This window comes from Nonomuraea roseoviolacea subsp. carminata, assembly GCF_024172185.1.
Lineage (GTDB): Bacteria > Actinomycetota > Actinomycetes > Streptosporangiales > Streptosporangiaceae > Nonomuraea > Nonomuraea roseoviolacea.
On the sequence record NZ_JAMZEC010000001.1, the window covers coordinates 3,505,463 to 3,519,921 of the forward strand.

The following is a 14,459-nucleotide window of genomic DNA, read 5'->3' on the forward strand; positions in this document are numbered from 1 at the left end:
CGTTGGTCTTCGGAGCGTCAGTTCGCTGGGAACCACTTCTGGGCGCGCGGGCGGATGTTCTGCCACACATGCTTGATCTCTCGGTACTCGTCCAGCCCGGTCGGCCCCAGCTCGCGGCCGATGCCGGACTGCTTGAAGCCACCCCACTCGGCCTGCGGCACGTAGGGGTGGTAGTCGTTGATCCACACCGTGCCGGCGCGCAGCCGGCCGGCCACGCGCTGGGCCTTGCCCGCGTCCTGGGTCCAGACGGCGCCGGCCAGGCCGTACTCGGTGTCGTTGGCGAGGCGGACGGCCTCGTCCTCGGTGGTGAAGCGCTCGACGGTCAGCACGGGGCCGAACGACTCCTCCCGCACCACGCTCATGCCCTGCTTGCACTCGTCGAGCACGGTGGGCCGGTAGAAGAAGCCGGGGCCGTCGGGCCGGTAGCCGCCGCAGCGCAGGACCGCGCCCTCGGCCAGGCCCGCCGCCACGTACTCCTCCACCTTGGCGAGGTGCGCCGCGGAGATGAGCGGGCCCGTGTGGGCCTCCGGGTCGTACGGCCCGCCCAGCCGGATCAGCTCGGCCCGCCGGACGAGCTCGTCCACGAACGCGTCGTGCAGGGAGTCCTCCACGAGCAGCCGGGCTCCGGCGGAGCAGACCTGTCCCGAGTGCAGGAACACGGCCGTGAGCGCGAAGTCGACCGCCGCTTCGAAGTCGGCGTCGGCGAAGACCACGTTGGGGTTCTTCCCGCCGAGTTCGAGTGCCACCCGCTTGACCGTGGCCGAAGCCGCGGCCATGAGGCGCCGCCCGGTGGCCAGGCCGCCGGTGAACGACACCAGGTCCACGTCCGGGTGCTCGGCGAGCGGCGCGCCGGCCGCCGCCCCGGCGCCGAGCACCAGGTTGGCGACGCCCGCGGGCAGGCCCGCCTCCTCCAGCGCGCGCATCAGCAGGATCGCGGTGCTGGGGGTGAGCTCGCTGGGCTTGAGGACGAAGGTGTTGCCCGCCGCCAGGGCGGGGGCGACCTTCCAGGTCGCCTGGAGGAGCGGGTAGTTCCAGGGGGTGATCAGGCCGCACACGCCGACCGGCTCGTAGACGATCCGGCTGATCGCGTCGTCGCGGCCGGTGTCGACCACGCGTCCCGCGTCGGTGCCGGCGACGCCGGCGAAGTAGCGTAGTGAGGCGACGGAGTCGTCGACGTCGTACTCGCTCTCCACGATGCGCTTGCCGGTGTCACCCGACTCGGCGCGGGCGAACTCCGCCCGGTCGCGCTCCAGCAGGTCGGCGACCCGGTGGAGGAGCGCGCCGCGCTCACGGGCCGGGGTGCCCGGCCAGGGGCCGTGGTCGAACGCCTGCCTGGCGGCCTGGATCGCGGCCACGGCGTCGGTCGCGGTGGCTTCTGCGACCGTGGTAACGAGACTGCCGTCGGCGGGCGAGTGAATGCTGCGCTGGCCACCGTCGGCTGGCTTGGTCCACGTGCCGCCGATGTAGAGATCGGTCATCGGCACACCTTTGATCGTTGCGTACTGCGCAAGGCAATGCTTAATGGGGAACAGAATCGACGGCTGGTTGCGATTCGTCAAGACCTGGGGCAAATCCCCGCCGAATCCCTACGCTGCGCTTTCGCTCTTCCCCGCCCCCTCTTGACGGGAGCGAGCCAGGACATCACCCTGTTGCGTATACATCACCGTCTTGCGTCATACGCAACACGCAACACCAGGAGGTGCGATGTCTCCTCGGCCCGATCCTGGACGCGAGTTCATCCTCACGGTCTCCTGTGCCGACAAGCCGGGCATCGTGTACGCGGTGACGAGCTTCCTGGTACAGCACGGCGGCAACATGCTCCAGAGCAAGCAGTTCAACGACCGCAGGGGCGGCGGCTTCTTCATGCGCGTCCACTTCGCGGCCCGGCACGGCCTCGACGAGCTGCGCGCCGGCTTCGCCTACGTCGGCGAGTCGTTCCAGATGACCTGGCAGCTCAACGACGCCGCGACGCCCACCAGGTCGCTCATCATGGTCTCGAAGTTCGGCCACTGCGTGAACGACCTGCTCTTCCGCAAGCAGGTGGGCGGCCTGAACATCGAGATCCCGGCGATCGTCTCCAACCACCCCGACCTCGAACCGCTCGCCGCCTCCTACGGCGTGCCGTTCCACCACCTGCCGGTCACCCCGGACACCAAGGCCGAGGCCGAGGCCAGGGTGCTGGAGCTGGTCGAGGAGTACGAGGCCGACCTCGTCGTGCTGGCCCGCTACATGCAGATCCTGTCCGACGAGACGTGCAAGCGGCTGGAAGGCCGGGCCATCAACATCCACCACTCGTTCCTGCCGGGCTTCAAGGGCGCCAAGCCGTACCACCAGGCGCACGAGCGCGGCGTGAAGCTCATCGGCGCGACCGCGCACTACGTCACGGCGGACCTCGACGAGGGCCCGATCATCGAGCAGGACGTGGCCCGGGTGGACCACGAGCTCGACCCCGACGACCTGAGCGCGGTGGGCCGGGACGTCGAGGCGCAGGTGCTCGCCCGGGCCGTGAAGTGGCACAGCGAGCAGCGCGTCCTGCTCAACGGGGATCGCACAGTCGTCTTCCGCTGAGGCGGGAGAGAACAGACTCCCGCCGAGGCGGGAGAACAGGCAAGGAGGCGGTGGGGACCGCGGCGGGCCCCCACCGCCTCCTTCTTGTGCCTACGGCTGGGCGCGGTGCCGGTAGAACGCGGTGGTCTCGGGCGGGAGCGGGGTGTTGCCGAGGATGAGGTCGGCCGCCTTCTCCGCCAGCATCATGACCGGCGCGTAGATGTTGCCGTTGGTGACGTACGGCATGGCCGAGGCGTCCACCACGCGCAGTCCGTCGACGCCGTGGACCCGCATGGTCTCCGGGTCGAGCACGGACATCTCGTCGATCCCCATCCTGGCCGTGCAGGAGGGATGCAGCGCCGTCTCGCCGTCCCGGGCGACCCAGTCGAGGATCTCCTCGTCGGTCTCCACGGACGGCCCCGGCGACACCTCGCCGGTGCTGAACGCCCCCAGGGCGGGCTGGCCGAGGATGCTCCGGGCGACCCTGACGGCCTCCACCCACTCCCTGCGGTCCTGCTCGGTGGACAGGTAGTTGAACCGCAGGGCCGGATGCTGCCGGGGGTCGGTGCTCTTGAGCTTCACCGAGCCGCGGGCGTCGGAGTACATCGGCCCGACGTGCACCTGGTAGCCGTGCCCGCCCGCGGGCGCCGAGCCGTCGTAGCGCACGGCGATGGGCAGGAAGTGGAACATCAGGTTGGGGTAGTCGACGTCGTCGTTGCTGCGGACGAACCCGCCCGCCTCGAAGTGGTTGGTCGCCCCCGGGCCCCGGCGCGCGAACAGCCACTGCGCGCCGATCCACGGGTGCCGCCACTTCTGCAGGTTGGGCTGCATCGAGACCGGCTGGGAGCAGCCGTGCTGGATGTAGACCTCCAGGTGGTCCTGCAGGTTCTCGCCGACGCCCGGCAGGTCGTGCACCACGTCGATGCCGAGGGCGGCGAGCTCCTTGGCGTTGCCGACGCCGGACAACTGGAGCAGTTGCGGGGAGTTGATGGCGCCGCCGGCCAGGATGACCTCCTTGGCCCGCACGGTGCCGCCGTCGTACTCCACGCCGACCGCCCGCGTGCCCTCGAAGAGGATCCGCGAGACGAACGCGCGGGTCTTGACCGTGAGGTTGGGCCGTTTGAGCACGGGGTGCAGGTAGGCGCGCGCCGCGCTGAGCCGGCGGCCGTTCCTGATGTTGCGGTCGAAGCGGGCGAAGCCCTCCTGGCGGTAGCCGTTGACGTCGTCCGTGAGGGGATAGCCGGCCTGCTGGACGGCCTCGAAGAACGCCCCGAACAGCGGCGTGGTGGCCGGCCCGCGCTCCATGACCAGCGGTCCGTCGTGGCCGCGGAAGGGCGTGCCCGGATCACCCAGGCAGTTCTCCATCCGCTTGAAGTACGGCAGGCAGTGGGCGTAGTCCCAGTTCTTCATCCCCGGGTCGGCGCCCCAGCGCTCGTAGTCCATGGGGTTGCCGCGCTGGAAGATCATGCCGTTGATGCTGCTGGAGCCGCCGAGCACCTTTCCGCGGGCGTGGTAGATCCGCCGGCCGTGCATGAACGGTTCGGGCTCGGACTCGTAGCGCCAGTCGTAGAAGCGGTTGCCGATCGGGAAGGGGAGGGCGGCCGGCATGTGGATGAACACGTCCCACGGATAGTCCGGCCGGCCGGCCTCCAGGACCAGCACCTTCGTGCCGGGGTCCGCGGAGAGCCGGTTGGCCAGGGCGCAGCCGGCCGAGCCGCCTCCGACGATGACGAAGTCGTAGTGGTGTGACGTCATAGTGCCTCGTCTCATCGCACGTTTCACCAAATCGTAGCGCCATACGCACTGCGTTTCACTAGTCGCAACAAGAGATCTTTTCCTGGTGCGATCGACGGAAGTTCCTCAAAGCACTTACAGTTTCGCTATGAGCAACGAGTCGGGCAGTGGCGGTGTGCAGTCGGTCGACCGGGCGATCAGCGTCCTGGAGATCCTCTCCCGCCGGGGCGAGGCGGGTGTGAGCGAGGTCGCGGCCGAGATCGACGTGCACAAGTCGACGGCGTTCCGGCTGCTCGGCGCGCTGGAGGCACGCGGCCTGGTCGAGCAGGCCGAGGACCGCGGGAAGTATCGTCTCGGCTTCGGCATCATCCGCCTGGCCGGCGGGGTCAGCACGCAGATGGACGTCACCCAGCGCGCCCGGCCCGTGTGCCACCGCCTGGCCGAGGAGATCGGCGAGACGGTCAACATCGCCGTGCTCCGCTCAGCCTACGCGGTCAACCTCGACCAGGTCCGCGGCCCGTCGGCCGTCACCGCGTACAACTGGGTCGGCCAGATCACCCCGCTGCACGCCACCTCCAGCGGCAAGGTGCTCCTCGCCTACCTCGACGACAACGAGCGCGCCCGGCTGCTGTCGGGCGTCCACCTGGAGAGCCTCACGCCGCGGACCGTCACCGACCTCGACAAGCTCCAGGAGCAGCTCGCCGAGGTCCGCGCGACGGGCTGCGCCTACACCCTGGAGGAGCTGGAGGACGGGCTGAACGCCATGGCCGCGCCCATCCGCGCCTACCACGGCGAGGTCGTCGCCGCGGTCAGCGCGTCCGGGCCCGCCTACCGGTTCAGCGGCGAGCGCATGCGCGAGCTCGCCCCCGTCCTCGTCGGCGGGGCCGAGGAGATCAGCCGCCGGCTGGGCTACGCGGGCTAGCCCGCACCAGCCGGATCACCACGCTCTTCGAGGTCGGGGTGTTGGACGTCTCGGCCACCGAGTCGAGCGGCACCAGCACGTTCGTCTCGGGGAAGTAGGCCGCGCAGCAGCCGCGGGCCGTGGGATAGGCGATCACCCTGAACCCCGGGGCCGTGCGCTCGCCGTCGGGCCACTCGCTGACCAGGTCCACCAGGTCGCCGTCGGCCAGCTCGCGCTCGGCCAGGTCGTCGGGGTGCACGAAGACCACCCGGCGGCCCGCCTTGACCCCGCGGTAGCGGTCGTCGAGCCCGTAGATCGTGGTGTTGTACTGGTCGTGGCTGCGCACCGTCTGGAGCAGCAGCCGGCCCGGAGGCACGTCCAGCACCTCCAGCTCGTTGACGGTGAAGTTGGCCCGGCCCGTGGCCGTCGGGAAGCGGCGCTCGTCCCTCGGCGCGTTCGGCAGCGCGAACCCGCCGGGGGCCCGCGCGTTGAAGTCCTCGAAGCCGGGGACGACCCGCGCGATGCGGTCCCTGATCGCGCCGTGGTCGCGCTCGAACTCCGCCCACGGCACGTGCGGGTCGTCGCCGAACAGCTCGCGGGCCAGCCGGCAGACGACCGCCACCTCCGAGAGCAGGTGCGGCGAGGCCGGTTTGAGCCGGCCCCTGGAGGCGTGGACGAGCCCCATGGAGTCCTCGACCGTGACGTAGCCGGCCTCGTCGCGCTCGGTGCGTCCCAGCACCGGCAGGATGAGCGCCTCCTCGCCGCACACCGCGTGCGAGCGGTTGAGCTTGGTGGACACCTGCACCGTCAGCCGGGTACGGCGCAGCGCCGCCTCCGTCACGTCGCTGTCGGGGGTCGCCCGGACGAAGTTGCCGCCCATGCCGAAGAAGACCTTGACCGATCCGTCGCGCATGGCGCGGATCGCGTCCACCGTGTCCAGCCCGTGGCGGCGCGGCGGCTCGAACCCGAACTCCCCGCCCAGCGCGTCGAGGAAGGCGGCCGAGGGCTTCTCGTAGATGCCCATGGTCCGGTCGCCCTGCACGTTGGAGTGGCCGCGCACCGGGCACACGCCCGCCCCGGGACGGCCGACGTTGCCGCGCAGCAGCAGGAAGTTGACCACCTCCCTGATCGTCGCCACCGAGTTGCGGTGCTGCGTCAGCCCCATCGCCCAGCAGACGACGACCGAGCCCGCCGCGCGCACGTCGCGGGCCGTCTCCTCCAGCTCCTCCCGCGACAGCCCCGTCGCCGCCAGGACCTTCTCCCAGTCGAGGTCGCGCAGGTGCTTCTCCCACGCCTCGAACCCGTACGTGTGCTCCTCGACGAAGCGCCGGTCGGCGGTGTCGAGCAGCAGCAGCGACAGCGCCTGGAACAGCGCCATGTCGCCGTTGAGCCGGATCTGCAGGAAACGGTCGGCCAGCGCGGTGCCGCGGCCCAGCCCGGACGGACGCTGCGGGTTCTTGAAGCGCAGCAGGCCCGCCTCGGGCAGCGGGTTGACGGCGATGATCCGCGCCCCGCCGCGCTTGGCCCGCTCCAGCGCCGTCAGCATGCGGGGATGGTTCGTGCCGGGGTTCTGCCCCACCACGAAGATCAGCTCGGCGCGGTGCAGGTCGTCCAGCGACACCGTGCCCTTGCCGATGCCCAGCGTCTCGGTCAGCGCCGAGCCGCTGGACTCGTGGCACATGTTCGAGCAGTCCGGCAGGTTGTTGGTGCCCAGCCGGCGCACGAACAACTGGTACGCGAAGGCCGCCTCGTTCGAGGTGCGGCCCGAGGTGTAGAAGACGGCCTCGTCAGGGCTGCCGAGGGCGCGCAGCTCCCTGGCGACGATCTCGAACGCCCGCTCCCAGCTGATCGGCACGTAGTGGTCGGAGCCGGGCGGCTTGTGCATCGGCTCGGTCAGCCGGCCCTGCTGGCCGAGCCAGTAGTCGCTGCGGGTCGCCAGGTCGCCCACCGGGTGGGCGGCGAAGAACTCCGGCCCGACCCGGCGCGTGGTGGCCTCCTCGGCGACCGCCTTCGCGCCGTTCTCGCAGAACTCCGCGGGGCTGCGGTGCTCGCCCTCCGGCCAGGCGCAGCCGGGGCAGTCGAAGCCGTTCTTCTGGTTGACCAGCAGTAACGTCCGGACGGAGCGCGCGGCGCCCATCTGGCGGTGGGCGATCTGCATCGCGTGCCCCACCGCGGGCAGCCCGCCCGCCCAGTCCTTGGGCGAGCGGACGCGCGCTTCCTCGTCGTCTTCGCCGCTCACCGTCAGCCGATCCGGTCCTGGACCCACTCGTGGAAGGCGCCGATGTGGTGCTCGCTCGGGACGAGCACGCCGCCCTCCGCGTACGTGCGCGAGCTCATCGCCGGCTGGCAGCGCTCACAGGCGTCGAAGTCCTGCTCGTTGACCCGGTGGAAGAGCTCGACGGACTTGTCGAGGTCCTTGCCGCTGGCCACGACGTCGGGTAGGTACAGCCAGTCGCACTCGACGACCGTGCGGTCAACCGCGAGGGGGAACATGCGGTGCAGGATAACGTGGTCGGGCACCAGGTTGATGAACACCTGCGGCTTGATGGTGATCGCGTAGTAGCGGCGGTCCTGGTCCTCGCTCACGCCGGGGATGCGGTCGAGCCCGGCCGAGCCGTCGACGGTGAAGCCCTCGATCTGCTCGCCGAACTCCGCGCCGTGGCCCACGAAGTACTGCGCGGCGTAGCCGTCGGCGAACTCCGGCAGCACCTCGGTCAGCTCCGGGTGGATCGTGGCGCAGTGGTAGCACTCCATGAAGTTCTCGACGATGAGCTTCCAGTTGGCCTTGACGTCGTAGACGATGCGCCGGCCCACCTCCAGCTCCGGCATGCCGTAGTTGTCGATCAGCTCCACGGAGCCCAGCCGCTCCGCCACCGCGCCCTGCACGTCCTGCTCGAACGACGGCGGGTTCTCGGCCAGGCAGACCCACACGTAGCCGAGCCACTCCCGCACGTGCGCCTTGACCAGCCCGTACTGCACGCGGTCCAGGTCGTTCATCTTGCTCAGGTTGGGCGCCGCGATCAGCTTGCCGTCCAGGTCGTAGGTCCACGCGTGGTACGGGCACTGGAAGGCGCGCTTCACCTCGCCCGACTCCTCCGTGCAGAGGGTCGCGCCGCGGTGCCGGCACACGTTGTAGAAGGCGCGGACCGACCCGTCACGCGCCCGGCTGATGATCAGGTTCTCGGTGCCGACCTGCACCGTCTTGAACGAGCCCGGCTTGGGCAGGTCGGACGAGCGCACCACGCAGAACCACATCGCCTCGAAGATGTTCTTCTGCTCCAGCGCGAAGAGCTCCGGATCGGTGTAGTAGCGGCCCGGCAGGGTGGGGATCACGCTGGAGGTCGTCGTTGGTGAGGCGGTCACGGGAGTACTCCTCTGATACGGCCGGGTCAGTGTCCTCGGCGGATCCAGTCCTCAAGATGCGGAGCCTCGGCTCCGATGGTGGTGTCGTCGCCGTGGCCGGTGTGCACCACCGTCTCGGCGGGGAGTGTGAGCAGGGTCCCGCTGATCGACGCGATGATCGTCGGGAAGTCGCTGTACGACCTGCCCGTCGCCCCCGGGCCGCCCTGGAACAGGGTGTCGCCCGAGAACAGCGCGCCGAGCTCCGGCACGTACAGGCAGACCGCACCCGGAGCGTGCCCCGGGGTGTGCAGGACATGCACGGCCAGGTCGCCGACCCGCAGGATCTGCCCGTTCGCCAGCGCCCGGTCGGGCGTGGCCGACGGGTGCGCGAGCTTCCACAGCACCTCGTCGTCCGGGTGCAGCAGCACGGGCGCGCCGGTGCGGGCGGCCAGCTCGGGCGCGGCGTTCACGTGGTCGTCGTGGGCGTGCGTGCACACGATCGCGGTCACGCGCCGGCCGTCCACCGCGCGCTCGATCGCGTCGGCGTCGTGGGCCGCGTCGATCACGAGCACCTGGTCGTCGTCGCCGATCAGCCAGACGTTGTTGTCGACGTCCCAGGTGCCGCCGTCGAGCGAGAACGTCCCCGACGTGACTGTCTTGGCCAGCATCAGAGCACCACCACGGACCGCAGCACCTCGCCGTGGTGCATCTTGGCGAAGGCCTCCTCGACGTCCTCCAGGCCGATGGTCTCGGTGACGAAGGCGTCCAGCTCGAAGCGGCCCTGCAGGAAGAGGGAGACCAGCATGGGGAAGTCGCGGCTGGGCAGGCAGTCGCCGTACCACGACGACTTCAGCGCGCCGCCGCGGCCGAAGACGTCGAGCAGCGGCAGCTCCAGCGTCATCTCCGGCGTCGGCACCCCGACGAGCACGACCGTCCCCGCCAGGTCGCGGGCGTAGAACGCCTGCTTGTACGTCTCGGGACGCCCGACGGCGTCGATGACCACGTCCGCGCCGAACCCGCCGGTCAGCTCCCTGATCCGCTCGACGGGGTCGCTCTCCTTGGCGTTCACGGTGTGCGTCGCGCCGAAGCCGCGCGCCCACTCCAGCTTCCGGTCGTCCACGTCGACGGCGACGATCGTGGTGGCGCCGGCCAGCCGCGCCCCGGCGACCGCCGCGTTGCCGACGCCGCCGCAGCCGATGACCGCGACCGAGTCGCCGCGGCCGACCGCGCCGGTGTTCACGGCCGCGCCGAGACCGGCCATCACGCCGCACCCGAGGAGTCCCGCGGCGGCCGGGGAGGCGGCCGGGTCGACCTTGGTGCACTGTCCCGCGGCCACCAGCGTCTTCTCCGCGAACGCGCCGATGCCCAGCGCCGGGCTGAGCGGCGTGCCGTCCACGAGCGTCATCTTCTGGGTGGCGTTGTGGGTGGCGAAGCAGTACTGCGGGCGGCCCCTGAGACAGGAGCGGCACGACCCGCACACCGCCCGCCAGTTGAGGATGACGAAGTCGCCGGGCGCGACCTCGGTGACATCCGGGCCGACCGCCTCGACCACCCCGGCCGCCTCGTGGCCGAGCAGGAACGGGAAGTCGTCGTTGATGCCGCCCTCGCGGTAGTGCAGGTCGGTGTGGCAGACGCCGCACGCCTGCACCTTGACCAGCGCCTCGCCGGGCCCCGGGTCCGGCACCAGGATCGTCTCCAGGCTGACCGGCTTGCCCTTGCCCGTCGCGACCACGCCGCGTACTTCATGAGCCATGATTCACTCCTGTCTCAGCCGGCCTGAACCGGCGCGGTCTCCAAACGGCGGCGCCAGCGGGTGAACAGCCGGACCTGGTTGACGCCCAGCACCGCCACCGGCCGGTCTCCCTGCCGGTAGACGGCGAGGAAGCTGCCGCCCGCCGGGTCGCCCTCCTCCACGGTCACCGTGTCCGCGTCCCGGGCGTGCCCGATGAACTGGATCTTCACGTCGAACTGGTCTGACCAGAAGTAGGCGGGCCGCGCCGGCTCGGGGCGGGCGGTGCCGCCGGACAGCAGGGTCGCCGCCGCGACGACGGCCCGCTGGCGGGCGCCGGTCCAGTGCTCGATCCGGTGGTGGCGGCCCTGTGCCGGGTCCCACCAGGCGGCGCAGTCGCCGACGGCCACGACGCCGGGCACGGACGCGCCGCCGCCCTCGTCGCAGAGCACGCCGTCGCCCAGCTCCAGCCCGCTGTCCCCCAGCCAGGCGATGTTGGGCACGGCCCCGATCCCGGCGACCACGACGTCGGCGGGCAGGTGCGTGCCGTCCGACAGCCGCACGCCGTCGGCGCGCTCCGTGCCGGTCACCTCCGTCACCTGGACGCCGCGGACCAGCCGGACGCCGCGCTCCTCGTGCAGGCCGGCCAGGGCCTGCGCCATCGTCAGGCCGATGACGCCGGCCAGCGGCGCCGGACCCGACTCGACGAGCGTGACGTCGAGGCCCAGCTCGCGCGCCGTGGCGGCGACCTCGGCGCCGATGAAGCCGCCGCCGATCACCACCAGCCTCCTGGCGGTCGCGAGGTCGGCGCGCAGGGCGCGGGCGTCGTCCAGGGTGCGCAGCGTGTGCACGCCGGCCAGCCCCTCGGTGCCGGGCAGCGTGCGCGCGGCCGCGCCGGTGGCGATGACGACGCCGTCGGCCGCGAGGGACGTGCCGTCGCTCAGCGTGAGGCGGCGGGCGGTCGCGTCGAGGCGGGTGGCGGCCACGCCGAGCCGCCATTCGATGCCCGGCTCCTCGTCCTCGCCCTCCAGGGCCAGGTCGGCCTCGCCGATCGCGCCCTTGAGGAAGTCCTTGGACAGCGGGGGGCGGTCGTAGGGCCGGTGCTGTTCCTCGCCGATGACGACGATCCGCCCGCCGTAGCCCTGGCTGCGCAGGGCGCGGGCGGTGAGCAGCCCGGCGAGCGAGGCGCCGACCACGCAGATCGTGTTCACGCCTGCTCCTTGAGGGTGACTCCCGGCGGGAGGTTGGGCGGCGCGTCCGACGGCACCACGTAGATGGTGTCGTCCTCGACGACGACCTCGTGGGTGCGGACCGGCCGCTTGGCGGGTGGAGCGTCCACCTGCCCGGTGCGCAGGTCGAACCGCGAGGCGTGCAGCGGGCACTCGACCTCGCAGCCCTCCAGCCAGCCGTCGGCCAGCGAGGCGTCCTGGTGGGTGCAGGTGTCGTCGATCGCGAAGATCTCACCGTCGTCGGTGTGGAAGACGGCGATGGGCGGATCGACGTCGAGGCGGAGGGCCTCGCCTCGCGGCAGTGACGCGAGAGGGCACGCTGGGATCATTGGCACACCCCGGTTTCACAAAGAGCAACGTCTAGCGCTATACGCAACAGAGTGCGGGTGCGGAATGCGGATGTCAATACCGGTTTGCGGTGACCTGTGAGGTGATTGTCCGTTTGCCGGGAAAGCGCCGGCTGCGAACCTCGGCTGGGGCGCCGGACCGGCTTCGCGTAGGGTGGCCAGATGAAAGGTGCTGCCACCATGGCGCTCGTGGCGCTCGCCGCCATCTCGTGCGGCGGCGGTCAGTCGTCCCCGGCCGGGTCCTCGGCCGCGCCGTCCACGCAGAGCCCGCCGCCGTCCGCCGCCGCGTCCTCGACCAGCGGGGCGGGCGCCACCACACCGGCACCCACGCCCTCCCCCTCGCCCTCCCCGACGCGGACCGGCCCGCCGGCGTTCACCGCCAAGGTGACCCCCATCGCCCGCAAGCGCCTGCCGTACTCCTGGCGCCCCGGCTGCCCGGTCTCCTACCAGGATCTGCGCCTGGTCACGATGACGTACTGGGGCTTCGACGACCGCGCCCACACCGGCGAGCTGGTCGTGCGCAAGACCGTCACCGACGACATCGTGACCGTCTTCAAGAAGCTGTACGCCATGCGCTACCCGATCAGGCAGATGCGGCTCGTGGACGTCTACAAGGGCGACGACTACGACTCCATCGACGCCGACAACACCTCGGCCTTCAACTGCCGCGCCGCCACGGGGTCGAGCAACTGGTCCAACCACGCGTACGGGGAGGCCGTGGACCTCAACCCGCGCGAGAACCCGTACGTGACCGCCTCCGGCGGCACCGCCCACGCCAACGCCAAGAAGTACGCCCACCGGCCGATGCACGGCAAGGCCGTCATCAACCCGGGCGACCGCGTGGTGCGCGCGTTCGCCGCAGTGGGCTGGGGCTGGGGCGGCTCCTGGTCCGGCACCAAGGACTACCAGCACTTCTCCCGCAGCGGGCGCTGAAACTTTCCGCGGACGGCCTCGCCCCTCGACGCCGTTTCATGTGACAATGACGGCAGTCAGGCCGCTTCATCCTCCCCCTTCGAGCAGGGCGACGGAGAGGACGGCCATGGAGATCACGCCGAAGGCGGTCGCCATCCCCAAGGAGACCGACCACCTGGAGCAGGGCAGGTACGGCCCCATCTACCCGCGGACCCCGGCGTGTTACGGGTTCACCATCATCGCCGACGTCAAGCCCGGCCGGGCCGAGGCGATCCGTAACCACGGCCACGTGCTGGCCAAGGCGCTGGAGGACGACCCGCACCTGCTCGCCCCCCTGAAGCTGCACTACCTGCGCTGGGTGCTCTTCGACGACGACACCCGCTTCATGTACCAGGGGATCTTCGACACCGACTTCGACAAGTACACCGAGGACGCCGTCGCGCTGTTCGGCAAGGTGGGGGTGAACACGGTCTTCGAGAACCTCGTGGGATTCCCCGAGGACTGGAAGACCAACCCCGAGGCGTTCGTCAGGTACGTGCGCGAGCACCAGTGCCCGAGCTTCATCGAGTACGGCGAGTACCCGTACGTCAGCGCCGACGAGATCAAGAAGGCCCTGCGGGTCAAGAGCGCCCTGTCGGAGATGCTCGACCAGCTGCAGTGACATCGACCAGCGCCTTGCGGAGACCGACATGAGCGAGTCCATGACCGCGCGGACCTACAACCAGCACCATGTGCCGCGCCCGTACATCCCCGGCCGGCGCCGGCTGAGCATCTACGTCGCGTGGAGCTATCCCGCCGAGGCCGGCGCGGACGTGACCCGGCTGGACGACCGGTTCTCCACGATGACCGAGGTGCGGCGCGTGACGTGGCCGGCCTACGAGGACCCGAGATGGTCGGATCCGCTGCGCTTCCAACAGGGCATCGCGGGCGGGCTGGAGCTGTTCTTCTGGGGCTGGCTGCCCTTCCAGCAGTTCGTCGAGGAGACGACCGGCTATCCCGTGCCCGTGTACCAGCGCGTCGACCAGGCCGGTTTCCACACCCCGCTGGACGAGCGGGTGCTGGCCGACACCGACACCCTGTTCGTGTGGGGCCTGGACCACATGATCACCGGACAGGACGCCACGCCGGGCGAGATCGAGGCGCTGCGCGACTTCCTCACCCGCGAAGGCACCTGCCTGGCCCTCGGGCCGCACCACGACGTCGGCGCGTCGGACGACATGGCGGTGCGCGACATGGAGTACCACCACCACGGCGACGCGCTGGTGCCCCGCCGGCAGCGCTTCGGCAGGTACACCCGGTCGCTGATGGAAGGGCTCGGGATACCGGTCGAGAACCGTTACGGCCTCCGGCCCGCGGTGACGGACGGGCGCAAGAGCGCCCCGCTGTCGATCGCCAGGGACCTGGACACCAAGGGGTGGCTGGAAGGGGTCTCCAGCTTCAACTTCCACATGCACCTGCCCCACTACGCCGTGACCACCGACGACCCGAACGTCATCCACGTGCTGGGCAGGCAGCCGATCGACATGTCCAGGCCGCCGCATCCGTTCACCGAGGCGGGCAACACCGAGTTCAACATGTTCCTGTGGATGCCACCCGCCGGGGACCGGGCCGGAGACGTGATCTTCGCCGACACCACGATCTTCAGCTCGCTGTTCGGGATCGACGAGAGCCTGCGCACCTTCTGGAACAACATCGTCACGGTGAAGTAGCGCCCCGGG

Annotated in this window: 13 protein-coding genes; 5 read left to right on the top strand and 8 right to left on the bottom strand. The window is 70.7% G+C overall.

The window, feature by feature from the left end; translation table 11 throughout:
• Nucleotides 1-17 precede the first annotated feature (17 nt).
• A complete protein-coding gene (locus HD595_RS16340; protein WP_253769942.1) occupies nucleotides 18-1,478 on the bottom strand; it encodes an aldehyde dehydrogenase family protein in 1,461 nt (486 codons plus the stop codon).
• Between the two features lie 226 nt (nucleotides 1,479-1,704).
• Here HD595_RS16340 and purU point away from each other — a divergent pair, with 226 nt between their 5' ends.
• Entirely contained in the window at nucleotides 1,705-2,568 is an 864-nt protein-coding gene (gene purU / locus HD595_RS16345) for a formyltetrahydrofolate deformylase (protein WP_253769943.1), read from the top strand.
• 90 nt (nucleotides 2,569-2,658) lie between these two features.
• Here purU and betA read toward each other — a convergent pair whose 3' ends face one another.
• A complete protein-coding gene (gene betA, locus HD595_RS16350; protein ID WP_253769945.1) occupies nucleotides 2,659-4,302 on the bottom strand; it encodes a choline dehydrogenase in 1,644 nt (547 codons plus the stop codon).
• A gap of 127 nt (nucleotides 4,303-4,429) precedes the next feature.
• Here betA and HD595_RS16355 point away from each other — a divergent pair, with 127 nt between their 5' ends.
• Nucleotides 4,430-5,203, top strand: a complete 774-nt coding sequence (locus tag HD595_RS16355) for an IclR family transcriptional regulator (protein ID WP_253769947.1) — start codon at nucleotides 4,430-4,432, stop codon at nucleotides 5,201-5,203.
• Here the strand turns inward: HD595_RS16355 and HD595_RS16360 are convergent.
• Genes HD595_RS16360 through HD595_RS16385 form a run of 6 tightly spaced genes read right to left on the bottom strand, consistent with a single transcriptional unit; the run spans nucleotide 5,175 to nucleotide 11,811 of the window.
• Complete coding sequence (locus HD595_RS16360) at nucleotides 5,175-7,421, bottom strand: FdhF/YdeP family oxidoreductase (RefSeq protein ID WP_253769949.1); 2,247 nt, start codon at nucleotides 7,419-7,421, stop codon at nucleotides 5,175-5,177. The two genes, HD595_RS16355 and HD595_RS16360, sit on opposite strands and share 29 nt — an antisense overlap.
• A gap of 2 nt (nucleotides 7,422-7,423) precedes the next feature.
• Nucleotides 7,424-8,545, bottom strand: coding sequence for an aromatic ring-hydroxylating oxygenase subunit alpha (locus tag HD595_RS16365; RefSeq protein ID WP_253769951.1), 1,122 nt, complete (start codon nucleotides 8,543-8,545; stop codon nucleotides 7,424-7,426).
• A 26-nt stretch (nucleotides 8,546-8,571) separates the two neighbouring features.
• Nucleotides 8,572-9,192, bottom strand: coding sequence for an MBL fold metallo-hydrolase (locus HD595_RS16370; protein WP_253769953.1), 621 nt, complete (start codon nucleotides 9,190-9,192; stop codon nucleotides 8,572-8,574).
• On the bottom strand, nucleotides 9,192-10,277 hold the full coding sequence (locus HD595_RS16375; protein WP_253769955.1) for an S-(hydroxymethyl)mycothiol dehydrogenase: 1,086 nt from the start codon (nucleotides 10,275-10,277) through the stop codon (nucleotides 9,192-9,194). Before HD595_RS16375 ends, HD595_RS16370 begins: the two co-directional genes overlap by 1 nt.
• A gap of 14 nt (nucleotides 10,278-10,291) precedes the next feature.
• Nucleotides 10,292-11,464, bottom strand: a complete 1,173-nt coding sequence (locus HD595_RS16380; protein WP_253769957.1) for an NAD(P)/FAD-dependent oxidoreductase — start codon at nucleotides 11,462-11,464, stop codon at nucleotides 10,292-10,294.
• Entirely contained in the window at nucleotides 11,461-11,811 is a 351-nt protein-coding gene (locus HD595_RS16385) for a bifunctional 3-phenylpropionate/cinnamic acid dioxygenase ferredoxin subunit (RefSeq protein WP_253769960.1), read from the bottom strand. Before HD595_RS16385 ends, HD595_RS16380 begins: the two co-directional genes overlap by 4 nt.
• Nucleotides 11,812-11,991: 180 nt before the next feature.
• On the opposite strand from HD595_RS16385, the gene HD595_RS16390 reads away from it, so the two are divergent.
• The 3 genes from HD595_RS16390 to HD595_RS16400 all read left to right on the top strand — a co-directional run bounded on the left by HD595_RS16390 (nucleotide 11,992) and on the right by HD595_RS16400 (nucleotide 14,450).
• Complete coding sequence (locus HD595_RS16390) at nucleotides 11,992-12,762, top strand: M15 family metallopeptidase (protein WP_253769962.1); 771 nt, start codon at nucleotides 11,992-11,994, stop codon at nucleotides 12,760-12,762.
• A 106-nt stretch (nucleotides 12,763-12,868) separates the two neighbouring features.
• The gene (locus tag HD595_RS16395; RefSeq protein ID WP_253769964.1) at nucleotides 12,869-13,402 is read left to right on the top strand and encodes a hypothetical protein; all 534 of its coding nucleotides are present in this window, start codon (nucleotides 12,869-12,871) and stop codon (nucleotides 13,400-13,402) included.
• Between the two features lie 28 nt (nucleotides 13,403-13,430).
• Nucleotides 13,431-14,450 carry a hypothetical protein gene (locus HD595_RS16400; RefSeq protein WP_253769966.1) on the top strand — a complete coding sequence of 340 codons (1,020 nt, stop codon included), beginning with the start codon at nucleotides 13,431-13,433 and terminating at the stop codon, nucleotides 14,448-14,450.
• Nucleotides 14,451-14,459 lie beyond the last annotated feature (9 nt).

Excerpts from the sequence above, each read along its gene's own strand:
- HD595_RS16340 (WP_253769942.1), bottom strand. The coding sequence starts at position 1,478 with ATGACCGATCTCTACATCGGCGGCACGTGGACCAAGCCAGCCGACGGT.
- purU (WP_253769943.1), top strand. The coding sequence starts at position 1,705 with ATGTCTCCTCGGCCCGATCCTGGACGCGAGTTCATCCTCACGGTCTCC.
- betA (WP_253769945.1), bottom strand. The coding sequence starts at position 4,302 with ATGACGTCACACCACTACGACTTCGTCATCGTCGGAGGCGGCTCGGCC.
- HD595_RS16355 (WP_253769947.1), top strand. The coding sequence starts at position 4,430 with ATGAGCAACGAGTCGGGCAGTGGCGGTGTGCAGTCGGTCGACCGGGCG.
- HD595_RS16370 (WP_253769953.1), bottom strand. The coding sequence starts at position 9,192 with ATGCTGGCCAAGACAGTCACGTCGGGGACGTTCTCGCTCGACGGCGGC.
- HD595_RS16375 (WP_253769955.1), bottom strand. The coding sequence starts at position 10,277 with ATGGCTCATGAAGTACGCGGCGTGGTCGCGACGGGCAAGGGCAAGCCG.
- HD595_RS16385 (WP_253769960.1), bottom strand. The coding sequence starts at position 11,811 with ATGATCCCAGCGTGCCCTCTCGCGTCACTGCCGCGAGGCGAGGCCCTC.
- HD595_RS16390 (WP_253769962.1), top strand. The coding sequence starts at position 11,992 with ATGAAAGGTGCTGCCACCATGGCGCTCGTGGCGCTCGCCGCCATCTCG.
- HD595_RS16395 (WP_253769964.1), top strand. The coding sequence starts at position 12,869 with ATGGAGATCACGCCGAAGGCGGTCGCCATCCCCAAGGAGACCGACCAC.
- HD595_RS16400 (WP_253769966.1), top strand. The coding sequence starts at position 13,431 with ATGAGCGAGTCCATGACCGCGCGGACCTACAACCAGCACCATGTGCCG.